The sequence below is a fragment of the Streptomyces sp. NPDC001858 genome (assembly GCF_053594615.1).
The window spans coordinates 1-2,994 of the sequence record NZ_JBSFEV010000106.1 but is presented as its reverse complement, the minus strand read 5'-3'; the positions used below and the strand labels follow the sequence as shown (position 1 = coordinate 2,994).

The following is a 2,994-nucleotide window of genomic DNA, read 5'->3' as shown; positions in this document are numbered from 1 at the left end:
GCGCCACCGCCAAATTCACCGCACCCCCATGCACCACCCCCACACCCTTCGGCACCCCCGACGACCCCGACGTATAAATCACATACGCCAACCCCTCCGGATCCACCACCACCGACGGCGCAGAACCAGAACACCCGGCAATAGCGGCGGCCACCGAAGGCTCATCCACCACCGTCACCGCCACCTGCGCCGGCGCCGACTCGACCGCCACCGACTCACACGCCACCGACGTCAGCACCCACCCAGCACCACTGTCAGCCAGCATCAACGCGATCCGGTCCACCGGATACTGCGGATCCACCGGCAAATACGCTGCCCCCGCCTTCAACACCCCCAACAACGCCACCACCACATCAACACCACGCTCCATCACCACCCCCACCACCGACTCCACACCCACACCCTGATCCACCAAATACCCAGCCACCCGATTCGCCCGCACATCCAACTCCGCATACGTCAACTCCACCCCACCACCCACCACCGCCACCGCATCCGGAGACCGCACCACCTGAGCCTCAAACAACCCATGCACCGTGGAATCCACAACCTCCACAGCAGAGTCGTTCCACTCCACCAGCAGCAGCTCCCGCTGTCGGGCATCAAGCAAATCCACAGCGCGCAGTGCAACATCCGACCCGTCACGCACCGCGTCACTCAACACAGCGACAATGCGTTCCACGGCCGTGCACAGCAACAGCCCCACCTCGTACGGATCAACGGAGTCCACCGCCTGAACGCTCAGAGTGAACCCATCCGCACCGAGGTCGTTGACCCCCACGGCCAGCGGGTAGTTGGTCCGATTCTGGACCCGTACGGATTGAATTCCCTCTATCACCCTGTCCTGGACGACGTCCCCGTCCCGACCCGTGGGTTCGTGGCCGATGTAGCGGTAGTTGAACAGTGAGGTGAACAGGGGTGTGCTCTCCTCGACGCCACTGGCCTGCTGCGCCACCGCCAAGGGTGCGTGCTCGTGCTCCAGCAACGCCGCCAGCTGCGACCGCATCTCCTCCACCGCGGCCCGCACGCCGACCTGCTCGGTCCGCACCCGCACCGGCAACGTGTTCATGAACGGGCCTACGACCCTGTCGGCACCCGCACCCGCGTTCATCCGCCCGAACAACACCGTCCCGAACACCACATCGTCACGACCCGAGACCACGGCCAGCACCCGCGCCCACGCCACATGCAACACCGTCGCCGCACTGACCCCCAACCGCCGGGTCACCTCACGCAACCGGTCCACAACCTCCTGCGGCACCGCCAACTCAGCCGACAGCAACGCCGTACCATCGCCACGAACGTCCATCAGTCCATACGGCGCCGTCGGCTCGGTCACATCACCCAACAACTCCTCGAAGAACCGCTCATGCTCCTCCCGCGAAACACTACGAGCCTGAGCAACGAAGTTCCGGAACGGCAACGCCGCCGCGAGCTCATCTCCACGCCCGGTCAGGATGGCCTGCAGCTCCTGCATCAGCACATCCAGCCCGTGGTGGTCCAGGACCATGTGGTGCATCCGCAGTAACCCGAGCCAACGGCCGTCCGCAACCTCGGCCACATGCAGGTCCATCAACGGCGGCCGCCCCAAATCCATCCCCGAGCCGACCTGCTCCACCAAGGCCGCCACCGGATCGGCAGCGGCATCGGAACCCTCGAGCACATGGGTCACCACCGGCAGTGCCACGTGCCGCCACACCACCTGCACCGGCTCCGGCAGCCCCTCCCACACCACCGCCGTGCGATAGATGTCGTGCCGGTCCACCACACGCTGCAACGCCTGGGCGAACCCGTCGAGCCGTGCCCGGGAGTCGAACTCCAGCGCCCGCGTCGTCACGTACGGGTCTTGCCCCCCGTCGGCAGCCATCAGGTGGTGGAAGAGGAGCCCTTCCTGCAGCGGCGCCAACGGATACACGTCCGCGACATTGACCGCGCCACCCTCCACCCCGGCGACGATCCGCTCCACATCGACATCCGACAACTCCACCAACGGCAACATGTCCGCCGTGATCCGGCCCGCACCCACCGGAATCAGGTTCTCCGGCACCACCACCGGCACCGCCGCAACCGCCCCAGCCAGCCCGGCCGGCGTCGGAGCCTCGAACAACGCCCGCACCGACACCGACACACCCCGCCCACGCAACCGCTCCACCAACGACACCGCCAACAGCGAATGCCCACCCAGCTCGAAGAAGTCGTCATCGACCCCGACCGACTCCAGCCCCAACACCTGCGCGAACACCTCGCACAGAATCTCCTCCTCGACTGACACCGGCCCCCGACCCGCGCCCACACTCACACCCGCGGCATAGTCCGGCGCCGGTAACGCCCGACGATCCAGCTTCCCGTTCACCGTCAACGGCAACTCCGCCAGCACCACCACCGCCGCCGGCACCATGTACTCCGGCAACCGCCGCCCCGCCAACTCCCGCAGCACATCCGCCAACCCGTCGTCCTCAGCGCCCTCGTGGGCAGCCGGCACCACATAGCCGACGAGACGCTTGTCCCCGGGCATGTCCTCCCGGACGACCACTGCCACCTGACCGACCAGCGGGTGACTCCGCAGGACGGCCTCGATCTCACCGGGCTCGATCCGGAACCCGCGGACCTTCACCTGCTCATCGGCCCGCCCCACAAACGCCAACTGCCCATCAGGCAGCCACCGCACCAAATCCCCCGTCCGGTACATCCGCTCACCCACCCCGAACGGACACGCCACAAACCGCTCCCCCGTCAACCCCGCACGCCCCACATACCCACGCGCCAACTGCGCACCCGCCACATACAACTCACCCACCACACCCACCGGCACCGGCCCCAGACCCTCATCCAGGACGAACACCCGCGTATTCGCCAACGGCCGACCCAACGGCACCACCCCACCAGCCGCCACCCCACCCGACAACCGACCCGCAACCACCCCCACCGTCGTCTCCGTCGGACCGTAATGATTGAACACCGCCCGATCCCCCGCCACCCGCACCAACTCATCCA

1 protein-coding gene is annotated in these 2,994 nt (G+C 67.0%); it reads right to left on the bottom strand.

Annotated features, from left to right (window positions below; genetic code table 11):
- Positions 1-2,920 (bottom strand): AMP-binding protein (locus tag ACWCPF_RS45300; RefSeq protein ID WP_451051009.1); only part of this gene is annotated, 2,920 nt, incomplete at its 3' end.
- Positions 2,921-2,994: the final 74 nt, after the last annotated feature.